Annotated in this window: 23 protein-coding genes, 1 tRNA gene, 1 other RNA gene and 1 pseudogene; 4 read left to right on the top strand and 22 right to left on the bottom strand. The window is 33.4% G+C overall.

Annotated features, from left to right (window positions below; all coding sequences use genetic code 11):
* Positions 1-266: 266 nt before the first annotated feature.
* The 3 genes from BN2746_RS09000 to BN2746_RS04400 all read right to left on the bottom strand — a co-directional run bounded on the left by BN2746_RS09000 (position 267) and on the right by BN2746_RS04400 (position 2769).
* Positions 267-410, bottom strand: a complete 144-nt coding sequence (locus tag BN2746_RS09000) for a hypothetical protein (RefSeq protein ID WP_156331313.1) — start codon at positions 408-410, stop codon at positions 267-269.
* Positions 411-628: 218 nt separating this feature from the next.
* Positions 629-1726, bottom strand: coding sequence for an NAD(P)/FAD-dependent oxidoreductase (locus BN2746_RS04405; RefSeq protein ID WP_055078629.1), 1098 nt, complete (start codon positions 1724-1726; stop codon positions 629-631).
* A gap of 77 nt (positions 1727-1803) precedes the next feature.
* The gene (locus BN2746_RS04400) at positions 1804-2769 is read right to left on the bottom strand and encodes a cell wall-binding repeat-containing protein (protein ID WP_055078628.1); all 966 of its coding nucleotides are present in this window, start codon (positions 2767-2769) and stop codon (positions 1804-1806) included.
* A 278-nt stretch (positions 2770-3047) separates the two neighbouring features.
* Here BN2746_RS04400 and nox point away from each other — a divergent pair, with 278 nt between their 5' ends.
* Positions 3048-4391 carry a H2O-forming NADH oxidase gene (gene nox / locus BN2746_RS04395; RefSeq protein ID WP_055078627.1) on the top strand — a complete coding sequence of 448 codons (1344 nt, stop codon included), beginning with the start codon at positions 3048-3050 and terminating at the stop codon, positions 4389-4391.
* Between the two features lie 892 nt (positions 4392-5283).
* On the opposite strand, the gene ffs is transcribed toward nox, so the two are convergent.
* The 7 genes from ffs to BN2746_RS04365 form a co-directional block, all read right to left on the bottom strand.
* Positions 5284-5549, bottom strand: an RNA gene (gene ffs, locus BN2746_RS08795) — signal recognition particle sRNA large type.
* Positions 5549-5639: transfer RNA gene (locus BN2746_RS04390), tRNA-Ser, on the bottom strand. Before BN2746_RS04390 ends, ffs begins: the two co-directional genes overlap by 1 nt.
* Positions 5640-5746: 107 nt before the next feature.
* Entirely contained in the window at positions 5747-7906 is a 2160-nt protein-coding gene (locus BN2746_RS04385) for a cell wall-binding repeat-containing protein (protein ID WP_055078626.1), read from the bottom strand.
* Between the two features lie 1372 nt (positions 7907-9278).
* Positions 9279-10115, bottom strand: a complete 837-nt coding sequence (locus BN2746_RS04380; RefSeq protein WP_055078625.1) for a KilA-N domain-containing protein — start codon at positions 10113-10115, stop codon at positions 9279-9281.
* A gap of 552 nt (positions 10116-10667) precedes the next feature.
* On the bottom strand, positions 10668-10982 hold the full coding sequence (locus BN2746_RS04375; RefSeq protein WP_055078624.1) for a type II toxin-antitoxin system RelE/ParE family toxin: 315 nt from the start codon (positions 10980-10982) through the stop codon (positions 10668-10670).
* Positions 10972-11256 (bottom strand): type II toxin-antitoxin system RelB/DinJ family antitoxin, encoded by a 285-nt coding sequence (locus tag BN2746_RS04370; protein ID WP_055078623.1) that lies wholly within the window; start codon positions 11254-11256, stop codon positions 10972-10974. Before BN2746_RS04370 ends, BN2746_RS04375 begins: the two co-directional genes overlap by 11 nt.
* 813 nt (positions 11257-12069) lie before the next feature.
* Entirely contained in the window at positions 12070-13539 is a 1470-nt protein-coding gene (locus BN2746_RS04365) for a UDP-N-acetylmuramoyl-L-alanyl-D-glutamate--2,6-diaminopimelate ligase (protein ID WP_055078622.1), read from the bottom strand.
* A gap of 151 nt (positions 13540-13690) precedes the next feature.
* Here BN2746_RS04365 and BN2746_RS04360 point away from each other — a divergent pair, with 151 nt between their 5' ends.
* From BN2746_RS04360 to BN2746_RS04350, 3 genes are read left to right on the top strand one after another with little or no spacing between them, the layout of a single operon-like run.
* Positions 13691-13930, top strand: a complete 240-nt coding sequence (locus tag BN2746_RS04360; protein WP_055078621.1) for a glutaredoxin family protein — start codon at positions 13691-13693, stop codon at positions 13928-13930.
* A gap of 13 nt (positions 13931-13943) precedes the next feature.
* Positions 13944-14564: a PepSY domain-containing protein gene (locus BN2746_RS04355; protein ID WP_055078620.1), complete on the top strand. Its 621-nt coding sequence runs from the start codon at positions 13944-13946 to the stop codon at positions 14562-14564.
* Between the two features lie 60 nt (positions 14565-14624).
* The gene (locus tag BN2746_RS04350) at positions 14625-15179 is read left to right on the top strand and encodes a hypothetical protein (protein ID WP_055078619.1); all 555 of its coding nucleotides are present in this window, start codon (positions 14625-14627) and stop codon (positions 15177-15179) included.
* 921 nt (positions 15180-16100) lie between these two features.
* Here BN2746_RS04350 and BN2746_RS04345 read toward each other — a convergent pair.
* From BN2746_RS04345 to BN2746_RS04290, 12 genes and pseudogenes are all read right to left on the bottom strand, one after another.
* Positions 16101-16484 (bottom strand): ATP cone domain-containing protein, encoded by a 384-nt coding sequence (locus BN2746_RS04345; protein ID WP_055078618.1) that lies wholly within the window; start codon positions 16482-16484, stop codon positions 16101-16103.
* Between the two features lie 158 nt (positions 16485-16642).
* Complete coding sequence (locus BN2746_RS04340) at positions 16643-17050, bottom strand: hypothetical protein (RefSeq protein WP_055078617.1); 408 nt, start codon at positions 17048-17050, stop codon at positions 16643-16645.
* Positions 17051-17128: 78 nt separating this feature from the next.
* On the bottom strand, positions 17129-17371 hold the full coding sequence (locus tag BN2746_RS04335; protein ID WP_055078616.1) for a hypothetical protein: 243 nt from the start codon (positions 17369-17371) through the stop codon (positions 17129-17131).
* An 894-nt stretch (positions 17372-18265) separates the two neighbouring features.
* Positions 18266-19459: pseudogene (tuf, locus tag BN2746_RS04330) on the bottom strand (elongation factor Tu).
* 21 nt (positions 19460-19480) lie between these two features.
* Complete coding sequence (fusA, locus tag BN2746_RS04325; RefSeq protein WP_055078615.1) at positions 19481-21559, bottom strand: elongation factor G; 2079 nt, start codon at positions 21557-21559, stop codon at positions 19481-19483.
* A 26-nt stretch (positions 21560-21585) separates the two neighbouring features.
* The gene (gene rpsG / locus BN2746_RS04320) at positions 21586-22056 is read right to left on the bottom strand and encodes a 30S ribosomal protein S7 (RefSeq protein ID WP_055078614.1); all 471 of its coding nucleotides are present in this window, start codon (positions 22054-22056) and stop codon (positions 21586-21588) included.
* Positions 22057-22192: 136 nt separating this feature from the next.
* Positions 22193-22603 (bottom strand): 30S ribosomal protein S12, encoded by a 411-nt coding sequence (gene rpsL, locus BN2746_RS04315; RefSeq protein WP_055078613.1) that lies wholly within the window; start codon positions 22601-22603, stop codon positions 22193-22195.
* A 180-nt stretch (positions 22604-22783) separates the two neighbouring features.
* Positions 22784-23548 carry an ABC-2 family transporter protein gene (locus BN2746_RS04310; protein ID WP_082420201.1) on the bottom strand — a complete coding sequence of 255 codons (765 nt, stop codon included), beginning with the start codon at positions 23546-23548 and terminating at the stop codon, positions 22784-22786.
* A 1-nt stretch (position 23549) separates the two neighbouring features.
* Positions 23550-24317 carry an ABC-2 family transporter protein gene (locus BN2746_RS04305; protein ID WP_077064952.1) on the bottom strand — a complete coding sequence of 256 codons (768 nt, stop codon included), beginning with the start codon at positions 24315-24317 and terminating at the stop codon, positions 23550-23552.
* Between the two features lies 1 nt (position 24318).
* Complete coding sequence (locus BN2746_RS04300; RefSeq protein ID WP_055078610.1) at positions 24319-25233, bottom strand: ABC transporter ATP-binding protein; 915 nt, start codon at positions 25231-25233, stop codon at positions 24319-24321.
* 52 nt (positions 25234-25285) lie between these two features.
* Positions 25286-25570 carry a hypothetical protein gene (locus tag BN2746_RS04295; RefSeq protein ID WP_055078609.1) on the bottom strand — a complete coding sequence of 95 codons (285 nt, stop codon included), beginning with the start codon at positions 25568-25570 and terminating at the stop codon, positions 25286-25288.
* A 32-nt stretch (positions 25571-25602) separates the two neighbouring features.
* Positions 25603-26565 carry a dipeptidase gene (locus tag BN2746_RS04290; RefSeq protein ID WP_055078608.1) on the bottom strand — a complete coding sequence of 321 codons (963 nt, stop codon included), beginning with the start codon at positions 26563-26565 and terminating at the stop codon, positions 25603-25605.
* Positions 26566-26569 lie beyond the last annotated feature (4 nt).

The following is a 26569-nucleotide window of genomic DNA, read 5'->3' as shown; positions in this document are numbered from 1 at the left end:
CGCTAAAGTATCCTGAATTGTTTTGTAGGGTTCTACCCTACTACCTATTTATTTCTAATATATTTTATCTTTTAATTCTATCAAGGGGGAAAAGGCACCGTTTCGTACGGTTCCTATCCCCCTTGGAAACCCCCTTTACCTCCCAACCACTTGGGGGATATCCCCAAGACCCCTTTTGTAAAGTGGTAGGAAAGCTAAGGCTTTCCTGCGATTTTTATAATTTTGTTTTGCAGTTTATAATTTTCTAACTTCTTATTTCTAATATCCTACTTCTTTGTCAGAGATTCTTCGACTACAATTTTTTGTGCCAAAAAATTTCCGCTCAGAATGACAGTACCATTAACGACATTCTTACCAAAAGTGCCGAAGGCACAAGTAGAAAATCCGGCAAGATTTTCTACAGCTTTCATTGGGGTTTGGGGTATCCCCAAGCGTTTTAAGGGTGTAAAAGGTTGGGGTTTTAGGGGCAGGATATGAGGGAAAATCGCAATCCCCTTCATCCTGCCCCTAAGGTAAAGAGTATGAATGTATTAGAAATAAAATGGTTGTAGGGTATAACCCTACAAAACACAAAGTTTTTAGCTTGAATTTTTACAAAAAATTCAAAAAAAGAACCCCCTTAGGTTCTTTATTTCTTCTCAAACTGTTTCATAAACGAATCTGTCACAAGATTTCCCTTCATATAGTCCATATCAATCTTGTTTTTTATTTTAAGTGCCAGCTTATTATGCATTGCAAATGGTCCCCATGAAAGTATCGCCTTATCGTCTGATGTATTTATAATTTGAAGATACTTTTCCTGTGGCACATAATGTTCTAACTCGCCAACGCTAAATATTACATGAAACACGTTGTTCACAAGTATTGGAGTCATTCTAATTGCAAACACACCTGCCTTTGGCATATGTGGAAACTCTTTTATATGAACCATATCTCCGATTGCAAGAATATTGTCTGAGGCAAATAGTTTGTTATTTACTTTTAGAAAATTATTCTCATCAACTTCAAATCCACTATATTTAACATCTACTCCAGTAACCCCTGTACTTACAAGTACCTGGTCAAAATCTATTTGTCCACCATCATAATAAGCAGTATTTCCTTCAATTTTTTTGATGTCAATATTGTACATAACTTTTATATTTTTATATTCCAAAACTTTTTTTGCGAGCCTCTTGGTTCTATCATTAAACTTAAGTAAAATGTCGTCATGTTTGTCAGCAATTGTAATATTAAGTCCAGGATATTTATGTCCATATGCTAAAGCAAGTTCAACCCCTGCAGCTCCTCCCCCTACAATTAAAAGCTTGTCCTGTCCCCCACCTATGTCCTTAAGTTCCACAAATCCATAAATAGGTTTAACATAGTGAAGGTTTTTAGTTTCACTTCCAAAAATTTCAATGGACTTTGATCCAAGATTCATACAGAGATAATCAAAATAATACTCACCGTTTTTAGTCTTAACCATATTTTTATTCTTATCTATTTCTACAATCTCATCAAAAATAAGTTCGATATTTGGATTGTTGCAATAATCTTCCACCTTGAAAGAAACCTGTTCAAGAGAAAAAGTTCCATTTATATAACCTGGTAACATACCAGAATAAAATTGTCTATCATAATTCGTAATTACAATTACCTTCAATCCATCCAAATCCATATTTTGTAATTTCGAAAGAATTTGTATATGACCATGTCCTGCTCCGGCAAGAATCAAAGTCTTCATAAAATCACCTCATTATTATATTACCCATTAATTAAAGTATTTGGCATAGAAAAAAGGGGTTTCCCCCTTATTCTAACTTAGTCAATATTTTTCAATTCATGTACAACTGAAGATGAAACTGATCCTTCTCCACCGACAATTATAACCTTATTAATATTAGAATTTTCTGTTATAAAGTCCTTAACAACCTTTGGCAGTGCATCCTTTGAAGTCAAAAGTATAGCTCCATTATTCATCTTTGCAAGAGGCGCTGAAGAAAGTGCATCTGGATAATTATTTCCATCAACTAAAATAACAGTATCAATGTTTTTGTCTAAAACAGTTTGATAAGCTTTTGCAATCTCAACAGAAGTATCAAAACGACTCTTACCAGAATATCTTACCTTTTCAGCATACCCAGAAGGAACAGAACCCGTTCCACCAAAAGCCATATAATATGGAATCTTATTGGTCTTTCCCTTTACAAAAGGATAAAGATAAGTAGTAGTATTCATCTGACCAACAAAAGGTGCTGCACTCAAACTATCGGCAAAATTTCCACCATCAACTACAGCAACCCTTTCCCCTGGAGTTATAAACTCAGCATATTTAAAACGCATCTCTCTTACTTTGATAGCAGTGTCAAGTCTATCCCTACCAGAAAGTCTTTCAACCTTATAACCCTTGTCTAAAAGCTGTTTATAAACTACATTTGAAATCGTAGAGTCACCACCAAGCAAAAAAATTATTTCAGTTTGTAGCCTTTCCAGTTCAGAAAGCACATTTGAAGGAATAGAGTCCTTAGAAGTTAAAAGTACTGGAGCATTTAGCTGAGTTGCAAGAGTACCACCAACAAGTGCATCAGGATAATTTTCTCCTGAAGCTATAATAGCATACTTAGAAGTATTAAAAGTATTTTTAGAAGAAGTAACAGCTGTCTCATACCTACTCTTACCAGAATATCTTTCAATTTCAATACCCCTACTTGCAAAAGACTTAGATGGAACAGCAGTTGCAAGTAAAATAGTACCAAGTAATATGTATTTTAAATTTATTTTTTTCATTTTAGTCCCTCCCTATTACAATTATAGCACACAGAAGAGAAAAATTTTATAAAAAACTTTGTGCTTTATAGACATTACTATATTACTTTATTATTTCTATTATAATTTTTCAATCTATCAACACTCGTTAGATGTTTAGACACCCTTACATTTCCTGCACAACAACAATGAAAACATTTTTTAAAGCTATAAAATAGGATTGTAATAAATAAGCCTATATGGTATAATCAAGTTATCCATACAGGATTAGTATGATATAAAAATTAGGAGGAATAACAGTGAAAATTATTGTAATTGGAGCAAACCATGCAGGTACTGCTGCATCAAACACAATCCTTGACCACTTTAAGGATAACGATTTAACCATCTATGACAGAAACAACAACATTTCATTTTTAGGTTGTGGTATGGCACTATGGATTGGCGAACAAATTTCAAAATCAGATGGACTTTTCTATTGCAACAAAAATGTATTTGAAGAAAAAGGTGCCAAAGTACATATGGAATCTGAAGTACTTTCCGTTGACGAAGACAAAAAAACAGTTAAAGTTAGACTTAAAGACGGAAGTGAAATTGAAGACTCCTATGACAAGTTAATACTTGCAACTGGTTCAAGACCAAGATCAAACAATCTTCCTGGAGAAGACTTAGAAAATATTGAAGTAGCAAAACTATTCCAAGACGCAAAAAAAGTTAAAGCAATCGGTCAAAGAGAAGATATTAAAAATGTAGTAGTCGTTGGATCAGGCTACATCGGAGTTGAACTTGCAGAAGCTTTCAAGAGAATAGGTAAAAATACAACTTTAATAACCAGAGACGAAAAAATTCTACAAAATTACTTTGACCACGATTTTTCAAAACCACTTGAAGACGCAATGGAAAAAGAAGGAATAAAACTTGTTTATAAAGAAGACGTTGTAGAATTTAAAGGAGAAGACGGAAAAGTTAAAAGTGTAGTTACAGACAAAGGCGAATACGAAGCTGACCTTGTTATTAACTCCATTGGATTCGTACCAAACGTGTATCTTTGTGAAGAACTTAAGAGACATGAACAAAGTGGTGCATATCTTGTAGACAAACACTTTAGAACTTCAAACGAAGATATATATGCCATAGGAGACTGTGCAACTATATACTATAAACCTTCAGATAGACAAGAATATGTAGCACTTGCAACAAACGCAGTTCGTTCAGGAATTGTTGCCGCACTAAACGCTTGTGGAGTTGACCTTGCAAGCCCTGGAGTACAAGGTTCATCAGGAATGCAAATCTATGGAAACAAAATTGTCATGACAGGTATGTCAGTAGACCTTGCGAATAAATATGGAATAGAAGTAGAATATACAGACTTTGAAGATTTACAAAAACCAGCATTTATGGAAGATGTACCAAATGCAAAAGTAAAAGTTAGAATTGTATATAGAAAAGATGACAGAAGAATAATCGGAGCACAACTTGGATCAACATACGACGTATCAATGGGTATTCATATGTTCAGCCTTGCAATTCAAAAAGATGTTACAATCGACGAATTGGCATTGACAGACCTATTCTTTATGCCACACTTCAATCAACCTTACAACTATATAACAATGGCAGCAGTACAAGCTGTTTTAGGCTAAAATTCACAGGGAGGCGAAAGCCTCCTTTTTTATTTGTGTATGTCATGTTGAGCGAGCGTAGCCAGGCTAAACATCTCTATACAAATTCTCCTCTGTCATCCTGAGGGAGCGTAAGCGACTCGAAGGATCTCACAAAAATGAAAAATTATCTTAGAAATAATAAAGTAGTCATAAGAGATTGCACAAAATACAATACAAAAACCAAAGAAAATCCAGCAAGGTTTTCTACAACCTTCGCAAGTGTTTAGAATGAACAATAATAGGTTTAAGAAGATAAAGTTATAAGTTAAAAATTTGTGTGTCATAGTTAAAAAACGAGATCCTTCAGCTACAAATTTGCTACGCAAATTTTTCGTTCAGGATGACAATCATGGAGGTGTTCCTCTCTATTACAATGAAAGCATTTCGCCATTGTCATGTTGAGCGAGCGTAGCGAGTCGAAACATCTCACAAGGACATAAATATTAAATAGAAAAGAAATGTCAGTCAAATAGAAATGTACAAAATAAATCTATACATAAAAAGAAAATCAACAAGATTTTCTTCCACTTTCCCAAAGGGGTCTTGGGGATATCCCCAAGTCGTTGGGAGGTAAAGGGGGTTTTAAAGGGGGATAGGAACCGTACGAAACGGTTCCTTTTCCCACTTTATAGAATAAAACAATTAAATATAATAGAAATAAAAAAGTGGTAGGTCGTAGACCTACATAACAATTCAATAGACTTGAGCGTGAACTTTCCACAAGAAAGTTCACGAGATACTTCGACTCGCTGTCGCTCGCTCAGTATGACAATACAAGAAACCCATGCCCCGTAGACTTAACCCTACATAACAAAAAAGTGGAGATAAAAAAAGAACCCATTAGGTTCTTTCCATTTTTTCTTTATATGTATTGCACATCCCGGCTTTGACTGATTACACTCTAACGTTACTAATGTAGTTAGCTCGAAATAGGCTACCTTACGGCACATAAAAATGACTACTTATGGCTGCTTCGTTCCCGATCTGACCAGGTTCATAGGTTTCTATTGCGCAAGACCCACTTGTCAACACCACTTGCATAAGGCTGACTTAAATTGTAAAAAGCCGGGGCCGGGAATTCGACCCTGCTGTAGCGATTGCAGGTACAGGGCATCGCTAGTTCCCCATCTAGTGCATGGCGGAGAATGAGGGATTTGAACCCTCGAGACGCTCATCACGCCTACACGATTTCCAATCGTGCTCCTTCAGCCGCTCGGACAATTCTCCAAGTACAGATTTAAATTATAGACTAAATATAAAAAAAAGTCAAATTGCATAAGATAAAAAGAAAATCCACTGAGGTTTCCCCCAGTGGACTTAATTTTAAAAATCAATTACTTTCCAGCAATAATTTGGTCTATTTCTTTAGCAATTCCTTCAGAAACTGATGAAGTACCACCAACGATAGTAATTTCAGTCATCTTGTTGTTTCTTAGGTAAGCTGCTAAGTCTTTACCAAGAACTGTCTTAGATTCTGATAATAGAATAGGAGCTTTAATCTTCCATCCTAATTGACCAGCTGCTAAAGCATCTGCAAAGTTAGTTCCGTCTACTACGATTGCTTGTCCAGCGTTCATAAAGTATTCGTTTGCAACTGCCATTGCAGTTAATTGTCTGTTTGAACCTTTTAATCTTTGAACATTTGAAACATTAATTTGTGCATATGCTTTTTCAGAAACTGCTCCAGTACCACCAACTACAGTTACTTCTTTGATAGCGTAGTCTTTGTTTTCAATAGCATCTTTAACTACCTTTGGAAGGTTATTTTGTGCTGTTAAAAGAATTGGTCTTGCATACATTGCTGCTGGAACTGATGCAACTAATGCGTCTGCAAAGTTTTCTCCTGAAGCAACAAATACATTGCTAACTGATCCTTCTGTTAATTCTCCACCTTTTACAAAGTGTTGTAATACATTTACAGAAGTTTCATATCTGTTAGCTCCGTAAATTCTTTCAGTCTTAAGACCCATTTTTTCAAGTTCGTTTTGAACTGAAGCTGAGATTGCACTATTACCACCAATGATAGTAACTTTTTTAGCTTCAACATCTTTTAGATATTGTGCAACTGTTGCATCAAGCTTATTAACACCATTTAATACTAATGGTTGATGCTTTAATCCAACAAGTCCGTTAGCAACTAATGCGTCAGCATAGATATCTCCAGAAGCTAATATTACATCACCTTCGTAATTAGGGAATGCTTTCTTAGCAACTTCTACAGATGTAGCATATCTGTTAGCTCCTCTAACTCTGTTAGTGTGGATTCCACCTTCAGGAATTAAAGTGAATTTAACATTCATTACTCCATCTACCATGTCAATATTTTCAAGAGATACAGTTACAGGAACTCTATATCCATCAGCTTTAACAACAGCTACTCTGTTGTAAAGTCTAATATTTGTAAAGTATCCTTCTTTTGCTGTATCAGTAGCATCTAATATTCTAATTAAGCTTGATATTGAAGGATTTTCAAATACTGCTTTACCTTCAGCATCAGTAGTCTTAGTGTCTAATACTTTACCAAATGCTTCTTCTTTGTGCCATTCAGTAGTGTTACCTTGAAGTTCAACAGTTGCTCCCTTGATTGGAGTTAGAGCTTGGTTACCATTAATGTCAACCTTTCTGTTGTCACCTTCTACAGTTACAACTAATTTAGTAATTCCAGCTGGAACTGGTCTTAGGTATGCAGCTCTATCTGCTGAATTTGCATGGAAGTCAGCTACTGCTACAAGTTCTCCATTAACAACAAAACCAACTACTGTAGTTGCATATTTGTCTTGTCCAACTTTATAGCCAGCTGCTGTTGCAATTTCTTCAACTTGTTCTTTAGTTAAACCATATTCACCATAAACGTCAGTTGTTCCTGTGAAAAGAGCATCTCTGTCGTTATCAACAAGGAATCCGCCGTCTTTATCAGTTACATATTTTTCTCCATTAACTTTTAGTGGAACAATGCTGAATGCTCTTTCAGGAGCAGTCTTTGCTTCTTTAGTTAAAGTAGTTACTGTAAAGAAAGCATCTGTTTGTCTTGGTTCAACATATAGATCAAAATGATAATCTTCTTTTAATTCTACTGGGTTACCATTTGCATCTGTATTGAAAGAATATTTCCATTGAGTTCCAGGCATAACTAACTTAGCATTGTATGCTTTGTCAGCACCTACATCTGGAGTTAATGCACCAACAACTATAGTATAAGTAGCATTTGATTCTAATGGCTTGTTAAGTTTAAAAGTATATCTACCATTTTCAGTTGCTCCCCATTCTACAAATTGGAAATCTTTTCCATTTTTGCCAGTTTTGTCAACATATAATCCTATTTGTTGATTTACACCGTCATATTTACCGTCCTTGCTTGCTGAAACATTAATTTCAATTTTGTTATCAGCTTCAGGTTTACCTGTAGATCCTGTTTCTGCAAAAGCAGGAACAACTACTGAGAAAACCATAGCAAAAGCAAGTAATAATGACATAATCTTATTGCTTTTTTTCATGATTAAAAATCATCCTCCTCTAAAAATTTTGTTCAACTTCTATGAACCTTAGAAATTAAACTTTGCTTTGCACCCATTGAAGGGGGCTTTGAAAGTACACCTTCAATGTACTACGTAGTTATAAGCCAAGTCCTCTTCCTTTGATTTTAAGAAGTTGTTTGCCCAAAAGCGTAGGCTTTTATAATAGCAACTTTCGTTGTTATTACCATTTTTTATTATGCTATAAGTTAATACTTATACCATAATCTTATAGATATTATAACAGATATTTTTGTAATTTCAAATAGGAAAAACCAAAACTCCTATTCGAAATTATGAACTGTTAATAGTCAGTTAAAAATATAATACCACAATAAGGATATCCTTTTCTATATTATACCTCAATTTGAAAAAAATAAACACTTTAACAAGGTGTCTTGCTGTATAATATTATACACTATATTTTAACATTTCAACAGACTAAAATATTACAAAATTATTACATTTTGATTTTTTATTAGATTTGTAACCATTTTGTAACTACTTCCAGTTTTTATTATGTTACTATAATTGTAGACAATAGGTCATTTTTTTGTTCATCCTCCCAAATATGAACCAAGACCTATGATGTAGTCCGATTTGAAAAAATCGGGCTTTTTTTTGAATTTTTTTCAAAAAATTCAATCTTTAAAATTTAATTTTGTTTATTTTGTAGGGTTAATCCCTGCTACCTTAATATTTCTATTTTATTATTTCTTTTAACCAAGGGAAAAGCTAAGAAACCTTTTCGTATGGTTTCTATCGCTTTCCCCTTGAAATCCCCTTTTTCTTACCTTCCAAACGATTCAGGACTGCCGTCCTGAAAACCTGCTTAGTAAGGGGAAGAAAATCTGTTGGATTTTCTATGTTTTGTAATTTTATTTTGAACATTCTCTTTTTCAAATCTTATTATTCCCAAGATGTGTATTCTTTTTCGTGAGATGTTTCGACTCGCTACGCTCGCTCAACATGACAGCAGGGTGAATTTTTCATTCATCGTGTCATTCTGAGCGTAAATTTTACGAAGTAAAAATTGAAGTCGAAGAACCTCGCTTTTTTATTCCATCAGAATGCGACCTCGGAAAGTTTATTGATTTGTTATGTAGGATTAATTCCTACTATCTTTTTATTTCTAATATAGTCATTCTTTCTATAATCAAAGGGCGAGCGCCTTAGGAACGTTTTGTATGTTTTCCTTATGCAAAATTTTTATTTCTATCGTACAAATTTTTTTAGAGAAAGTTATTAAAAAGCGACTTCTTTTTTTATTTATAATAAGAGGTTTTAATCTTTTTTATTCTATTAAATTATATTTTTGACTCCTTTATATTTTGTTTCGTCTCTTATTTTTTAATTACTTAATTTTTTTTATTGCTTCGCTATTTAATTTTTCTAATGCGACAATTTGTTTTCTGGCAAATTTTCTAAGTTCTATCATTCTTTCTTTTTGTTCAATCCCTTTAGATATTAGAACCGAATTATAACTTTCCATATTTGCAAGGACTAATAGTTCGTTTAAGCTTGCATAGTCTCTCATATTTCCTTTTACATTTGGGTTTTCTTCTCTCCATTCTTTTGCTCTTTTATTAAATAGTGCTACGTTTAGCATATCAGCTTCACTGGCATACTTAAATGATAATTGCTCATTTGTTAAGTCATCAAGCAAATATTCTTTTATAGCATCGGTATGGATTTTGTAATTGATTTTTGATATTTCTCTGTGAAGATTCCAACTTAGTGATAGCTTTGAGTTTTCATCTTCTTTTAACCTTTTGTAATCTTGAATAATGTATAGTTTAAATTCTGGAGATATCCATGAAGCAAATTCCATAGCAATATCATAATGAGCATAAGTTCCGCCATATCTACCAGATTTTGAAACTATGCCAATAGCCTCTGTAGATTCTATCCATTTACTTGGTGTCATTGTAAATCTATTTAATCCTGCTTCATTTCTAAACGTGTCGAATTGCACACGGTTAAAATTTGGATTATTAAGGATTTCCCATAATCCTATAAATTCAAGGGTATTTCTATTCCTCATCCAGTTTTGAATAACAAATCTTGGATCATCAGTATTTTTATATTTAGCTATATCTGTCAAGCTAATGTAATCATTTTTAAAATCTTCAGTATAAACTTGAATTGATAAACCTTTTGCAGAAATATTCTCTTTTTTTATTTTTGACATTTCAGCCCCTCCATGATGAAATCCTCTTTATAATCATTATTATATCATTGTCACATTGCTATGGGCTGTTGACAGAACTTTATTGTGGAAATTCCAAAACATCGACTCGGTTGCTTTTCTAAGAAAAGCAACTGTAAAAGTTTATTAATTTGTTTGTTTTTGTAGGGCGTTGCCCTACGACCTTTTTTGTTTTTATTATAGTCTTTTGTTTAACCAAGGGGAAAGCTAAGAAACCTTTTCGTATGGTTTCTATCGCTTTCCCCTTGAAATCCCCTTTTTCTTACCTTCCAAACGATTCAGGACTGCCGTCCTGAAAACCTGCTTAGTAAGGGGAAGAAAATCTTGTTGGATTTTCTATTGGTTTTGTATTGTATTTTGGAGTTTTTTGCTCTTTTTAGAAATGTTATTTCCTCGCTTTGTCATTATGAGCGAAAATTTTGCAAAGCAAAATTGAAGTCGAAGAATCTCGTTTCATTTTCTGAAAGAAAGTGTCAGAAGGCGACCTCTTTTTTAGATTTTTTGGCGTATAGGCCGTTAAATCACTAAAAATATTTATCTGATTTTATTTTCATAATCTTGTTTGAAGTGAAAAATTTTATCAATAAAAACATTGTTTTCATCTATTCTATACAAAATAAAGTAATCATGTCTAAAAAAATTAAATCTTCTATAACCTAATTCTTTAAGTTTTAAATTACTACATAGTTTGAAACTTCCTGCAGAATGACTTAATTTTGATAGTACTTCAGAGAAATCATTAATAATACTTTCAGCAGCTTCTTTGTTGCTCTTTTCAAAGAGAATATAATTAACGATATTGTCTAAATCAGTCTCAGCTTCTTTTGTAATTAATACTTTATATTCCATATTTTTCTTTAATCTCAGACACTACTTCTACAGCGTCTTTATATTCTCCTCTTTCTGCTGATTTGCGAGATTTCTCTAATAGTGTTAATATCTCATCTTCTGTGAATTTTTCATAATCTTTTTTTCTTTTTATTTCAAATGGTATTCCATTACTTGAAACAGCCTGTGTTAAAAACATACGAATTGCTGTTGTTGTATCTAATCCTAAATCTTTAAATAATTCGTCTGCTTTATTTTTTAGTTCATCGTCTAATCTGAGTTGAATATTTGCCATGTTTTCCTCCTTATTTTTAATTAAATAATACCAACAGGGCATTGCTTTGTCAATTCATATGTAATGATATAGCATATGTGTTTCGCTTTCTGACAGAAAGTGTATCAAAGTGTTTGATTTAGTTTTGTTTTTGTAGGGCGTTGCCGACGACCTTTTTTGTTTTTATTATAGTCATTCATTCTATACCAAAGGGCGATGGCCTTAGGAACGTTTCGTATGTTCCTATTCCTCGCCCTTTGGAACCCACACCCTGCACCTCCAACGATTCAGGACTGCCGTCCTGAAAACCTGCTATATAAGGGGAAGAAAATCTTGTTGGATTTTCTTTTTGTGCCTTACGGCACAATTAATAGAAATGTTATTTCCTCGCTTTATCATTCTGAGCGGAAATTTTTTTGTTACAAAAAAATTGGAGTCGAAGAATCTCGGGAACTTCCTTTATAAAGAAAGTTTCCGTCAAAGTATCTTAGTTTATTTTGTATGGTTTCACCCCACTACCTATTTATTACTAATAAGTTTTTTCTTTTAACCAAGGGGAGAACTAAGAAACCTTTTCGTATGGTTTCTAACGTTCTCCCCTTGAAATCCCCTCTTCCTTACCTTCCAAACGATTCAGGACTGCCGTCCTGAAAACCTGCGTAGTAAGGGGAAGAAAATCTTGTTGGATTTTCTTTTTGTGCCTTACGGCACAATTAATAGAAATGTTATTTCCTCGCTTTGTCATTCTGAGCGGAAATTTTTTTGTTACAAAAAAATTGAAGTCGAAGAATCTCGCTTTTCGACAGGAAAGTGTAGAACTAAAGTAGGGAAAAATTATTTTCTCCCTCTCTTTTTTAAAGCCTTTTCTACTGCTTTCATTTCGTCATATGGTATTTTTTCTCCACCTAATTTTTTAAAGAACTTCTCGTTTCCCTTCCCTAAGAATAGAACTACGTCGTCACTTGTTGCCATTTCTACTGCTCTTTCGATAGCTTTTTCTCTATCTTTTATATATTCATATTCTCCATTTGACTTTTCCATTCCTCTTATTATATTTTTGGAGATTTCTTCAACTTCCATATCCACTTCATCGTCTCTTGTAATTATGGAGCAGTCTGCAGTTTTTCCTACGACTCTTCCTATTTCTTCTTGCATTTCTTTAGTTCTTGCTCCAGTTACTCCAAAGACTACTATTGTTTTTTTATGAAAGTTTTCTTTTGCTGATTTTATAATACTTTCCATCCCGTCGCTTGTGTGTGCAAAGTCTATAACTAAATTAAGTCCTTGGTCATTTTCTACTACTTGGTATCTTCCTTCTGGTTTTTTAAATTTTTCAAGTCCTTTTTTTATATCTTCTATTGTTATTCCTATTCTTATAGCTACCGCTACTGCTGCCATTGTGTTGTAAATATTATATTTTCCTGCAATTGGTATTTCTAATTTTTCTTCTATGTTCTTTTCTCTATATATAAAGGTAGTTTTTTCTAAGTCCATGTGTTCTATGTGGGCTGTTATGTCTGCTGGTTTTTCCATTGAGTAGGATAAAACTTTTTTTCCTTCTTCTTTTAGCTCTTTGTATAGTCTTTGTCCGTATGAATCGTCTATGTTTATAATATTTTCTTTTTTTGTCATGTCAAAGAGTTTTTTCTTTGCATGGTAGTAGTTTTCCATTGTCCCGTGCAGTTCCAAGTGTTCATAGGTCAGATTTGTAAAGACTGCATAGTCAAAGTCTACTCCTTCTACTCTCTTTAACTCTAAGGCGTGGGAAGACACTTCCATTACTACGGCTTTGTAGTCTTCTTCTTTAAGTTCTTTAAATATCTCTTGTAATTTATTTGCCTCTGGTGTAGTCTTGCCAAGATTTTCTATTTCTTCTCCTTTTTTTAGTCCTACTGTACCTATTGTTGCTGTTTTTATATTTCCTTCTTTTAGTATTTGTTCCAGTATAAATGTGGTTGTAGTCTTTCCATTTGTTCCGGTTATCCCAACTACTGTAATTTCCTTTGATGGGTTTTCATAATAAGCTTTGGCTATTTCTGATAGGGCAAGTCTCCCATCTTCTACTTTTATATATGTGATATCATTTTGTTTTTTTATGTCCTTTGTATGAACGATAATTTTACATCCATTTTCTATAGCTTTTTCAATAAATTTGTGTCCATCTGTTTTAAATCCTTCTATGGCTACAAATATGCTATTTTCTTTAGCTTGTCTTGAATCAAGTGTAATGCTATTAAATATTTTATTTTGGTCCCCTTCTACTTCTATATAGGATATACGTTTTAAAACTTCTTTTATACTCATCTTAAACTCCTTTTTGTTCTCTATTCTATTTTAATTGAAGCTTTGATAATTGTACAATCAAATTATTACAAAATGTCTACAATCGGCTAAATCTGTTTGATTATATTTCATAAGGGTATACAATTAAGGAAACTAATTAAGGAGGATTTAAATGAAATTAGAATTATTTTATAAGGACAGCTGTCCATTTTGCCAAAAGGTAATCAGATTTATTGATAAACATGAATTAAAGGATAAAATCGAATTTTTAGATATCGTTAAGGACAAAGATGCTAAGAAAAGACTTGTTGATGAAGGTGGAATGAACCAAGTTCCATGTCTATTTGTAGATGGCAAGCCTATGTATGAGTCAAGCGATATTATTGAATTCTTAAAGTCTAATTTATTATAAAGGGGATGTTTTTTTGAATAAGAAAATATTAATAGCAGGATTTTTAGCAACAACTGTATTCTTAGCAGGTTGTGATAAAGCTTCAACTACTACAGATGATATAGATACTACAAAGGCTCCTACAGTTACTGAATCTCAAGCTGAAACTGAGGCTTCAGAAAATGAAACTGTTCAAGGAGAGACCGAAACTACTAACGAACCTAATGATGCGGCAGGTCAACACGAAGAGCAATATGGTGTTAATGACGCTTTAGAAAAATTCAAACAAGAGTTTCCTAATGCAAAGATTGTAAGTGTTTCATATGACCACAATGACAGATATCAATATGACGTTACTGGTATGGAAGAAGGTATGGAACATTCTTTAGAGCTTGACGCAAAATCTGGAGAAACTCAAGTAAAATCTGAAAATGAAAATGATGCTATCAATGCAATTGATGAAAAGTATTTAGCTAAGATTGACGAGATGATAAACAGATCTTTAGAAGACTTTGCAAAAAATAACGAAACTCAAAATATGCTTGCAAAGGAATGGGAACTTGAATTTGACGACGGAGTTCTTCAATTTAACTCTGAAGTAGTATCTGGTAATAAATCAGCCGAATACAAATACAATGTAGCTGATGAATTTTAATTAGTAAAATAATAGTATTAGGTGAATTCACCTAATACTATTTTTACATCGAGGTGTGGTATGAAAAAATTTTTCGTTTCTATGATGATTTTAGCTCTTCTCACAGGATGTAGTGGCGTAAATATAAACAATAGCTCTACTGAAGTTATAAGTAAAGCTGTGGAAAGTGAAGAAAAAAATACGATGAATAATATGAAAGACTTTACAAAGTCAGTTGTAAAAGACTTCACACAAGACTATTCCCTTCCACTTGATTCAATTATTTACTCCTATGACGAAGAAAGTGACAAACATGATTTCAAACTAAATCATAATTCTCAAAATGGTGTAGAAAGTCATTATATAAATGATAAATTTGATAAATCTAAATCTTTAAGAGTTTCAGCTAAAGGTGAACCCATACCAGAAGAAATTTTAAAAAATATGGATAAAATATTTGACAGAGCCTTTGAAGATTTTAACAAAAAATTTAATCAGCAAAAAAATATTCATTTTAAGCACTGGAATTTGCATGATGATAATGGAAAATATATTTTTAACGGCATTGTAATATCTGACGAAGAACATTCATGGGACATATATTATAATGTAGAAAAAGATATAGGAATAAAGTAGACAGTTGAAAGTTTTTATGTAGGGTTAAGCCCTACTATCTTTTTATTTCTAATATAGTCTTTAGTTTAACCAAGGAGAGAACTAAGAAACCTTTTCGTATGTGGTCTCAGTTCTCTCCTTGAAATCCTCTTTTTCTTACCTTCCAAACGATTCAGGACTGCCGTCCTGAAAACCTGCTTATTAAGATGTAAAAAATCTTGTTGGATTTTCTTTTTTTGTACTTCATTTTGTACAATCTATTATGACTACTTTATTATTTCTAAGATAATTTTTCATTTTTGTGAGATCCTTCGAGTCGCTTACGCTCCCTCAGGATGACAGCGACGACACGGTTTCATTGTAATATAGCGAAACACTTCCATGAATGTCATCCTGAACGGAAAATTTGCGTAGCAAATTTGTAGCTGAAGGATCTCAGTTGCTTTTCACTGTAAAAGTCTATTGAATCGTTATGTAGGGCGTTACCCTACGACCTTTTTATTTCTAATATAGCCTTTTGTTTAACCAAGGAGAGAACTAAGAAACCTTTTCGTATGGTTTCTATCGTTCTCTCCTTGAAATCCTCTCTTCCTTACCTTCCAAACGATTCAGGACTGTCGTCCTGAAAACCTGCTTAATAAGTGGAAGAAAATCTTGTTGGATTTTCTATTGGTTTTATTATTGTGTTTTGGAGTTTTTTGTTTTACAAATTTTTTATTTCCCAGTATTGTCATTCTGAGCGAAAATTTTACGTAGTAAAAATTGAAGTCGAAGAATTCTTGACCTAACAGAAGACGAAGTCTTCGTTGTAGGTCAAATGTCGATCTCGTTTCACTTTCTGAAAGAAAGTGTCAGAAGGCGACCTCGAAACTTTCTATTCCATAAGAAGGCGACCTCAATAACTTTCTCAAATAATAAAAAGCCTTCATTTTGAAGACTTTCTTACTTTTTATTATATTGGTTAAGTACTTTATAATATCCGTTAGCTTCTAAAGCTTCTTTTACATATCCTCTTATCTCTTTTGTTGGATATACATTTCTTCTTATTGACTTCATCTTTTTAAGCACATCTTCTACAACAAGTGAAATATCTCCTCTGGTCATTCCTGCACCAGCTTCGTCTGATGTAGATGCAATTGAATTAAAAATCTTTTCCTTATCAAAGGCTTCTACATTGCCAAGTTTTTTTAAAACCCATTCTCCTTCGTCTCCAAACATCTTGTCAAGTACATCTATCTTTAAATTTTCAAGCACTGATGAAACTTCATTTGGACTGACATTATTTCCTTCAAAATAATCTAATAATACTTTTGTTAAGTCTTCCATATAACCCTCCTTAATTATATATACCACGTAAAATCAAATTAAAACCTTAAACACTCAATTTTAAAATTTATTATACATTTAAAGTTTAATTAAATAAAGACATATTAATTTATTCAGTGTTTAAGCACTCTACAAAGAAAAGAGGAGTCCTGCTCCTCTTACTTTACTTCTTTTATATAAACTTTTCCATTGTACTCTATGTTATCTGCATCTACAATTTTTATAGTTTCCTCTAAATCGTCTGCTGTTACGGTTTTTTCTTTTTCATTATAAACTGGGTTTAGAAATTTTCTATTTACCTGTCTATCTCCCTTTTGATCAATATCAACATTATCTGGAAGTTCTCCTATTTCTTCAGCTTCATAAATGGTAACACTGTCCTTATCAAAAAATATTATATTGTACCTATATCCATCTTGGTACTCTTTATCATCTTCTTTGAATGTATAAGAGTATGTCTCACCTACAAGATTTTTGTATTGATCCTGATTATTAAAACGATATATAACTACCCCTAATATTAATGCTACCAAAATTCCCAAAATAACTTTTCCATTTTTTGACATATTGCCCTCCCTTCCATTGTCTTAGTAATATTATTTTTCTTTATACTTTTCAAAAGCTTCTTATTAGATCTTTTCTATTTACACTTCCTCACCTTTTAAGGAATCTAAAAAACTTTCTACTCCATCTTCTCTTCCTTCTATTAAATATTTAATAAAGTTAAGAATTTTTTCCATAGCGTATATTGTAAATAGCGCAATTACTATTTCTTCCATTCCTCCTCTTACTGGGATTACTTTGTTAAATACCTTATAGTAGTTAAGTAGTAGCAATACAGATAATAGTATTGATATTAAATGAAATAATATTTTTGATTTCTTCATATTATCCTCCTTTGGTTGTATTAAAAGTATTTGGTTTATATTATTGTATCACATTTTTTATTTTTTCAAATCGTTTTCATTTGTTGTGCTATATTTTTATACTTAAGTGATATTTGTTTGTTTAAATATTTGTCATGAATTCAACTTTTTAAAAAGCTAATGTTTCCTATCAAGTTTAACTTCATCGAAACATATAAAATTTCTTAGGTTGGGTGTCTGGCTATTCCAATCAAAAAAACGATTCAAGACTGTCGTCCTGAAAACCTGCTTAGAAATACGAAGTGTGATAACATCTCAGTTACTTTTCTTAGAAAAGCAACTGTAAAAGTTTATTGATTTTTTATGTAGGGTTAATTCTTACTACCTTTTTATTTCTATTATATTTAATTGTTTTATTCTACCAAGGGGGAAAAAGGAACCGTTTCGTACGTTCCTTTCCCCCTTGAAAACCCCCTTTACCTCCCAACGACTTGGGGATATCCCCAAGACCCCTTTGGGAAAGTGGAAGAAAATCTTGTTGGATTTTCTATTGGTTTTGTATTGTATTTTGAAATTTTTTTGTTTTGCTTTATTTTATTTCCAAGTATTGTCATACTAAGCGTAAATTTTTATGAAGTGAAAATTGAAGTCAAAGACTTCTTGACCTAACATGTAAGAGGTGATAAATGAGAGATTTGAGTGACGTGGAAGAAGAAAATATTATGATAATTTAGCGTGAACTTTCTATCAGAAAGTTCACGAGATTCTTCGACTTCAAAATTTTTTTCAAAAATTTTTTCGCTCAGAATGACATGGCGGACAGTCTTTCCTTCGTACAAGATGTAATGGACTGAGTTCTTGACTATTCCAAATAAAAAAGGAATCCCCTTAGGGACTCCCTCTAATTTAATTATATTATTCTATTATCCTTGAAACAACGCCTGCTCCTACTGTTCTACCACCTTCTCTGATTGCAAAACGTAGTCCTTCTTCTATGGCGATTGGTGTGATTAATTCGATTTTGAATTTTGCGTTATCTCCTGGCATTACCATTTCTACGCCTTCTTCAAGTTCGATGTTTCCTGTTACGTCTGTTGTTCTAAAGAAGAATTGTGGTCTGTATCCTGAGAAGAATGGTGTGTGTCTTCCTCCTTCATCTTTTGTTAATACGTACACTTCTGCTTCGAACTTTGTGTGTGGATGTATTGTTCCTGGAGCTGCTAATACTTGTCCTCTTTCGATTTCGTTTCTTTGCACTCCTCTTAGTAGTGCTCCGATGTTATCTCCTGCTTCTGCTTGTTCAAGAAGCTTTTTGAACATTTCTACTCCTGTTACAACTACTGTTCTCTTCTCTTCTGTTAGTCATACGATTTCTACGTTGTCTCCACCTCTTAATGCTCTTCTTTCTCTTCTCCTTGTTGCTACTGCTCTTTTTCATGCAATTGAGAAGATGTCTTCTACTGGCATTAGGAATGGTTGGTCTGTATCTCTTTCTGGTTCTGGAATGTATTCGTCTACTTCATTCATTAGTTCAACGATCTTATCTCCCCATTCTCCGTCTGGTTCTTCTAAGGCTTTTAGTGCTGATCCTACTACGATTGGTGTGTTGTCTCCGTCGTAGTCGTATTCGTTTAGTAGATCTCTTACTTCCATTTCTACTAATTCGATTAGTTCTGGGTCATCTACTTGGTCTTCTTTGTTTAGGAATACTATTATCTTTGGTATTCCTACTTGTCTTCCAAGTAAGATATGTTCTCTTGTTTGTGGCATTGGACCGTCTGCTGCTGATACTACAAGGATTGCTCCGTCCATTTGTGCTGCTCCTGTAATCATGTTCTTTACATAGTCAGCGTGACCTGGACAGTCAACGTGTGCGTAGTGTCTCTTGTCTGTTTCGTATTCTACGTGTGATGTTGAGATTGTGATTCCTCTTTCTCTTTCTTCTGGAGCCTTGTCTATGTGTGCATAGTCAACGAATTCTCCTGAACCGAATCTCTTGTTTAATACGTATGTTATTGCTGCTGTTAATGTTGTTTTACCATGGTCAACGTGACCTATAGTTCCTATATTAACATGTGGTTTGGTTCTTTCAAATTTTTCTTTTCCCATTTTTATCCTCCTAAATTGAAGTTATTCTTTATTTTTATCGCCAAGTACTTTTTCTGCGATTGTATTTGGCACTTTTTCGTAATGATCAAACATCATTGAGTATGTTGCACGACCTTGTGTATTTGAACGTAGGTCTGTTGCATATCCAAACATTTCTGATAGTGGAACATATGCATCAAGTATATGAACTCCATTCTTAGGGTTCATTCCTTGAATCTTACCTCTTCTTGAGTTGATATCTCCCATTACATCTCCAAGGTATTCGTCTGGAGTTGTAATTTCTACTTTTTCCATTGGTTCAAGTAGTGATGGACCTGCTTTTGCAAGGGCTGCTCTTAGAGCCATTGATCCTGCTATCTTAAATGCCATTTCTGAAGAGTCAACGTCATGGTATGAACCATCGTAAAGTGTAACTTTGATATCAAGTACTGGGTATCCACCAAGTATACCTGATTGTGCTGCTTCTTCGATACCTTGTTGAACGGAACCGATATATTCTTTAGGGATAACCCCTCCAACGATTGCGTTAACAAATTCAAAGCCTGCACCTGGTTCTTGTGGTTCAATCTTAATCTTAGCATGTCCGTATTGTCCTCTACCACCTGATTGCTTAATGTATTTACCTTCAGCTTCTGCTTCTTTAGTGATAGATTCTCTATATGCTACTTGTGGATTACCGATGTTAGCTTCCACTTTGAATTCTCTTAAAAGTCTATCTACGATAATTTCAAGGTGTAGTTCTCCCATACCTGAGATTATTGTTTGACCTGTTTCTTCGTTTGTGTGTGTTGTGAATGTTGGGTCTTCTTCTGCTAATTTTGAAAGTGCAACACTCATCTTTTCTTGTGATGCTTTTGTCTTTGGTTCGATTGCAACTGAGATTACAGGTTCTGGGAACTCCATCTTTTCAAGTATGATTTCATTGTCAGCGTCACATAGTGTGTCACCTGTGCCTGTATCTTTAAGTCCTACAGCTGCAGCGATATCTCCTGCGTAAACTGCATCAACTTCTTGTCTCTTGTTTGCGTGCATCATAAGGATACGTCCCATTCTCTCTCTCTTGCCCTTTGATGAGTTGTATACATATGAACCAGCTTCTAATACTCCTGAGTAAACTCTGAAGTAAGTTAGCTTTCCAACGTATGGGTCTGTAACTACTTTAAATGCAAGTGCTGAGAATGGTTCTTCGTCTGAAGAATGTCTTTGAACTTCTTCTTCTGTATCAGGGTCAATACCTTTGATTGCAGGTACGTCTAATGGTGATGGCATATAGTCTACAATTGCATCAAGTAGTGGTTGAACACCCTTGTTCTTATATGCTGAACCACAGAAAACAGGATTCATTGAAAGATTAACTGTTGCAATTTTAATTGCTCTTTTAATCTCTTCTTCTGTAATTTCTTCACCTTCAAGGTATTTCATCATTAGATCTTCATCATGATCTGCTATGTTTTCAAGCAGATTTGCTCTATATTCTTCTGCTAACTCTTTAAGGTCTTCTGGAATATCTGTTTCTTCAATTTCAGTTCCAAGGTCGTTTTTATAAATAATAGCCTTCATTCTTATAAGGTCTACACAACCTATGAAGCTTTGTTCATTTCCTATAGGGATTTCCAAAGGAACAGGGTTAGCTCCTAATTTATCTTTTATTGTCTTTATTGATTCGAAATAGTCGGCTCCTGTTGCATCCATTTTGTTGATGAAGCAAATTCTTGGAACGCCATATTTGTCCGCTTGTCTCCATACGGTTTCTGATTGTGGTTCTACACCGCTCTTGGCATCAAATAAAGCTATTGCTGAGTCCAATACTCTAAGTGATCTTTCAACTTCAACTGTAAAGTCAACGTGTCCTGGGGTATCAATAATATTTATTCTATTATTTTTCCAGATACATGTTGTAGCAGCTGAAGTAATTGTAATACCCTTTTCTTGCTCTTGAACCATCCAGTCCATTTGAGCAGCTCCGTCATGGGTATCTCCGATTTTATGGATTTTTCCAGTATAGTATAGAATACGTTCAGTAACTGTAGTTTTTCCTGCGTCAATATGAGCCATTATACCGATATTTCTGGTATCTTTTAAAGAATAATCTCTTCCCATAAAAACTTATTACTCCTTCCCAGTAATTAGAATCTATAATGTGCAAATGCTTTATTTGCTTCAGCCATCTTGTGAACGTCTTCTCTCTTCTTAACACTACCACCAGTGTTATTGGCCGCGTCTAAGATTTCTTTTGCAAGTCTTTCCACCATAGTTCTTTCTCCTCTTTTTCTTGAGTAGGTTGTTAACCATCTAAGACCAAGTGTTTGTCTTCTTTCTGGTCTAACTTCCAAAGGAACTTGGTAGTTCGCACCACCTATTCTTCTTGATTTAACTTCAAGAACAGGCATTATATTGTTAAGTGCTTTGTAGAATACTTCTAAAGCGTCTTCTCCTGTAGTTTCTGCTACTTTTTCAAAAGCACCATAAACAATAGCTTGTGCTACACCTTTCTTTCCGTCTAACATAATGTTGTTGATTAGCTTTGTAACCACTTTGTCATTGTAGACTGGATCAGGCATTACATCTCTCTTTGGTACATGTCCTTTTCTTGGCACTTCGCTTCCCTCCTTACTATATAGTATTTCATTGGTACTCGACATATTTGTCATTGTCGCTGTGCTCAAATGTATATTAAAGTATAAACTGAATTTATCTTAAAATTTTAACATTGAAGCATCTTTTTTTCATCTCTTATTTAGGCTTTTTAGCTCCGTATTTAGAACGTCCTTGCATTCTTCCTGAAACTCCAGCAGTGTCAAGGGCACCACGAACGATGTGATAACGAACCCCTGGTAAGTCCTTTACTCTTCCTCCTCTAATAAGAACAACACTGTGTTCTTGTAGGTTGTGTCCGATACCTGGAATGTAAGAAGCAACTTCCATACCATTTGTTAAACGAACTCTTGCAACCTTACGTAGGGCTGAGTTAGGTTTCTTAGGTGTTACAGTTCTAACGGCAGTACATACTCCTCTTTTTTGTGGAGAGTTAACTGTTGTATTTCTTTTCTTCAAAGTGTTGAAATTAACAGATAAAGCCGGTGATTTTGACTTGTAAGTCTTACTTTGTCTACCTTTTCTAACTAATTGATTGATTGTTGGCAAATTTTTCACCTCCGTGTAATTATTTTGCAAAAAAATAGAAATGTCTAACATCTCACTTTTGCACCAGTTCATTTTAACATCGAAGCCTGTTATTGTCAAGTTTTTCAATGGTTTTTACATGGTTTTTACTAATTTTTTTAAAAGTGAACGAAAATGTGTGTGACATTTCTATTTTTTATTTTAGCCGCCTTGGCTTTCATATTTTTTTATTCCAATTTTCCACATTATTATAAGTATAGCGACAAAAATTCCTAAGTACATTAACTGTTCTAATAGAAGTGAAATCTTGTCTTTTTCTTGAACTATTATACTTGGTATATAGTAGATTCCAGCAAGTGGATTATGTTTGAAAAATCCATCTCCAATTATCTTTAAAGGAAATATCTGTCCCGAAAATATTGCAAGTATAAACCAAAATATATCTCTTAATGTGAGTACTGACTTGAGCCAAAAGGTAGAGATTCCTAAGATTCCAAGCACTGTAAAAAATATTGTAAATCCTAAAAACAGTGATAACGTAAAAAATATTATATTATTTATATTTAAAGCTTTAAAAAATATCCCTACAGCTATAAAGCTTATAAGTCCCATAGGTAATGTTATTGCAACTCTTCCAACAGCAGAAAAATATCTACTTAATAAGTAATTTATAGGTTTTGTAATTGCAATATCTAAAGCACCTGTGTTTATATCTTGAAAAATATAATAAACCTCCGCCATCAAATCTGAATAGGATAGCTGAACAATTTCAATGGTTATCAAATAAAATAGAATTTCCCTAAGTTCCATTCCTGACAAATCATTTTGAAATTTATATATATACTTCCATAGAAAAAATGGTATCAATATACTTATTGGAGCGTAGAGCATAGATGTGAAAAAGGTTAGAGCATATTCTCTTGCTTTTAATATTTCTATTTTGGATCTATTTAAATATCTTTGCATTTTAACCTCCATTTGAACTGTATTTTTTTATACAATTTCTGTAGACCTTTATAAATAGCAGGCATAAAATAAGGAAAGAAATTATAATATATCTAAATCCTTCAACTTTTTCGCCCATAAGCACTATTGTTGGAAAATATGTTGTAAGTGCTATTGGCACTACATAGGTCAGTAGGTTTTGTAAGGTTTTAGGAAATATTTTTAAAGGATAGTTTTTTGCAATTGAAAAATTAAATATTAAGTCTCTTAAAGTCGATATTTTTTCTATCCAAATGCTTAACATTGTAATCATCCCATAAATCAAGTGATAATATATATTTCCAAATATAAGTAATCCCATACTTTTAAATACATTTACTGTTTGTACTTCAATGTCAAATCTTGTTATTATATAGTAAATTCCAAATCCACCTATTATTATCTGCTGAACCATGTTTGTAAATGGAACTTTTTCCATGAGTATCATCATCAGCATATTCCTTGGTCTATATAGATACTTGTCGAGACTTCCCTCCTGAACCATATATTCAAAATCTCTAAGCCCAAAGAATATTTCTCCTATGCCAAGGGACAAAGTCCCCATCATTACTAACAAATATATGAGATTTCTATCTTTAATATTTTCTCCTGTAACTAAAAATATCATACTCCAGAAAAACATTATGGAATAGACGTTGAACAAAGCATATAAAAATAGCATCTTTGCCTCGTTTGGATATGCTCTTATCTTTTTAATTTGAATTTTTATTGATGTTAATATCAGTTTCATATCAGTTACCATACTTCATACATATAACATCTTCCAGGGATAGCTCCTCTATGGTGTACTCTGAAAATTTAAATCTGCTCAAATCCATTTTTTCAAGCTGGTTTAGATTTATAACATACTCTGCCTTGTCAAAGATAATCTTATCTGGCTCAAATGAAAACTCATTCATCATATCCACTGGTATTCTAACTTTTCTAAAATTATTTCTATCTGCAAATTTATCAGGATCTCCATCGTAGATTATTTTCCCCTTTTCTAATATGATTATCCTCTTGCAAAATCTCTCTATGTTTTTTATCTCATGGGTTGTCAAAAGTATGGTAATTTTAAACTCTCTATTAATCTCATCTAAAAAATCCATAATATTTCCCTGGGTTACAACATCAAGTCCAAGGGTTGGCTCGTCTAAAAACAATACCTTTGGCATATGAATAAGAGAAGCGACTATTTCGCACCTTCTCTTTTGTCCCAAGGACAACTTTCGAACTGGTGTATGTAGTATTTCTTCAAGTTTTAAAATTTTTGAAAACCTCTCCATCCTGTCTTCAAAGTCACTATCAGAAACTCTATATACTTCCTTATAATATCTAAAGGAGTCCAAGGGACTTATATCAAAGAATAGAGTTGACTTTTGTCCCATGGAAACACCGATGTTGTTCAGTAAATCTCTTTCTCTCTTTGATGGATCGTGACCATTTATAGATATACTTCCTGAGTCCCTTTCAAGTATCCCTGTCATCATCTTTATTGTAGTAGACTTTCCAGCTCCGTTAAGTCCTATTAATCCAATCTTTTCTCCTTCATCTACTTTAAAGCTTATGTCTTCCACCGCTTTAACTTTAACATGTTCCTTTTTTAAAAAACCTATGGATTTTTTATAATCATAGGTCTTTGATACATTCTGTAGTTCTATCATTAGTTTCTCCTTTTTTATCTTAAACTCTTTTCAAAATCTATCATCCTTTAAATCAAGACTTTTTATCGTCTTTCCTATCTGATTTTAAAAATAAAAGTATAAGAATTGATGGCAATACAATTTGTAAAAGCAAAATAAAAGCTCCCACTATTGCTACAACTAAATCACTCTTTCCCCTGGATAAAAAAATGGACAAAACTATAATCGGAAGTAGTGCCAATGAAATCCTGTTAAGGTAAGCTCCGAACATCTTGTCCAAAATTTTAAACTCATCTTCATTTGTATTTGTCTTTTCAAGGTAGTAACTTAGGGTTATGGATATAAACCAAAGCCCCATGTTAATACCCCAGATTATATAAAAAAATTTCATCAGTAATATTCTTTGAAAAATCTTTCTACATTTTTATAGGCAATCTTTTCCACTACTTCAGAAGATATTCCATTCATGTTTAGTCTGTTTAAAAACTCTATCATCTTGTGAGGATTTTTAATTTCAAACTCTCCGCCTATGCCGTCAAAGTCACTTCCGATTGCAACCAGGTCTTCTCCTCCCACATCTAACATATGTCTAATGTGTGTTTCATAGTCCCTAAAGGTTGCTGTCTTTTCATAAGTTGCAAAATGTGGACAAAGGTTAAGTCCCGCAACGCATCCTCTTTCGCCAAGATTCTTTAGCTGTCTGTCGGATAGGTTTCTTGTTACATCGGTAACTTTTCTTGCGTTTGAGTGACTTGCCATAAATGGTTTTGTGGTATTTTTTAACACATCTTCTATGCCATGTTCGTTTAGATGGGACACGTCTATTATTATTTTTTGTTCTTCCATCTCTTTTATAACTTCAATACCAAGTTTTTTTAGTCCATAGTCATTGTCATAACCTTCCAATTTATGAGGATATCCTAAGGAGTTTTCGTTATTCCAAAGTAGAGTTATGAGTGTGATTCCCTTTTGTCTTAAAGTCTTTACATCTTCTACTTTTGAAATTAACCTTCCGTCTTCTATGGTTGGAAATAGACTTACTAATCCATTTTTTCTATTTTCTAAATATTCTTTGTAATCTCTTGTGACTTTGAATTTGTCAGGGTATGTCTCTTCAATGTGCTTATAGAAGTCTAAACATTTTTCAACATATTCCCAGTCGGAAATTCCCGCAAGATTTACTTTTTCAAATTCTTCTTCGCTGGCAAGGAAAATTGCCATAAACTGCGCCTTTACTTCAAGGTCATAAAGTTCTTTTAAACCAAGATGTGATTTCTTACCTTCATATATCTCTTCTATTTTTGAATTTTCAATATATTTTAATACCGTATCACAGTGTAAATCTATATACATAGAC

This window comes from Lagierella massiliensis, assembly GCF_001407835.1.
GTDB classification, from domain to species: domain Bacteria; phylum Bacillota; class Clostridia; order Tissierellales; family Peptoniphilaceae; genus Mediannikoviicoccus; species Mediannikoviicoccus massiliensis.
This window is presented reverse-complemented; position numbering and strand designations above follow the sequence as displayed.

Coding starts and splice junctions, on each gene's coding strand:
- BN2746_RS09000 (WP_156331313.1), bottom strand. CDS start 410: ATGAAAGCTGTAGAAAATCTTGCCGGATTTTCTACTTGTGCCTTCGGC.
- BN2746_RS04405 (WP_055078629.1), bottom strand. CDS start 1,726: ATGAAGACTTTGATTCTTGCCGGAGCAGGACATGGTCATATACAAATT.
- BN2746_RS04400 (WP_055078628.1), bottom strand. CDS start 2,769: ATGAAAAAAATAAATTTAAAATACATATTACTTGGTACTATTTTACTT.
- BN2746_RS04385 (WP_055078626.1), bottom strand. CDS start 7,906: ATGAAAAAAAGCAATAAGATTATGTCATTATTACTTGCTTTTGCTATG.
- BN2746_RS04380 (WP_055078625.1), bottom strand. CDS start 10,115: ATGTCAAAAATAAAAAAAGAGAATATTTCTGCAAAAGGTTTATCAATT.
- BN2746_RS04375 (WP_055078624.1), bottom strand. CDS start 10,982: ATGGAATATAAAGTATTAATTACAAAAGAAGCTGAGACTGATTTAGAC.
- BN2746_RS04370 (WP_055078623.1), bottom strand. CDS start 11,256: ATGGCAAATATTCAACTCAGATTAGACGATGAACTAAAAAATAAAGCA.
- BN2746_RS04365 (WP_055078622.1), bottom strand. CDS start 13,539: ATGAGTATAAAAGAAGTTTTAAAACGTATATCCTATATAGAAGTAGAA.
- BN2746_RS04360 (WP_055078621.1), top strand. CDS start 13,691: ATGAAATTAGAATTATTTTATAAGGACAGCTGTCCATTTTGCCAAAAG.
- BN2746_RS04350 (WP_055078619.1), top strand. CDS start 14,625: ATGAAAAAATTTTTCGTTTCTATGATGATTTTAGCTCTTCTCACAGGA.
- BN2746_RS04345 (WP_055078618.1), bottom strand. CDS start 16,484: ATGGAAGACTTAACAAAAGTATTATTAGATTATTTTGAAGGAAATAAT.
- BN2746_RS04340 (WP_055078617.1), bottom strand. CDS start 17,050: ATGTCAAAAAATGGAAAAGTTATTTTGGGAATTTTGGTAGCATTAATA.
- BN2746_RS04335 (WP_055078616.1), bottom strand. CDS start 17,371: ATGAAGAAATCAAAAATATTATTTCATTTAATATCAATACTATTATCT.
- fusA (WP_055078615.1), bottom strand. CDS start 21,559: ATGGGAAGAGATTATTCTTTAAAAGATACCAGAAATATCGGTATAATG.
- BN2746_RS04310 (WP_082420201.1), bottom strand. CDS start 23,548: ATGCAAAGATATTTAAATAGATCCAAAATAGAAATATTAAAAGCAAGA.
- BN2746_RS04305 (WP_077064952.1), bottom strand. CDS start 24,317: ATGAAACTGATATTAACATCAATAAAAATTCAAATTAAAAAGATAAGA.
- BN2746_RS04300 (WP_055078610.1), bottom strand. CDS start 25,233: ATGATAGAACTACAGAATGTATCAAAGACCTATGATTATAAAAAATCC.
- BN2746_RS04295 (WP_055078609.1), bottom strand. CDS start 25,570: ATGGGGCTTTGGTTTATATCCATAACCCTAAGTTACTACCTTGAAAAG.
- BN2746_RS04290 (WP_055078608.1), bottom strand. CDS start 26,565: ATGTATATAGATTTACACTGTGATACGGTATTAAAATATATTGAAAAT.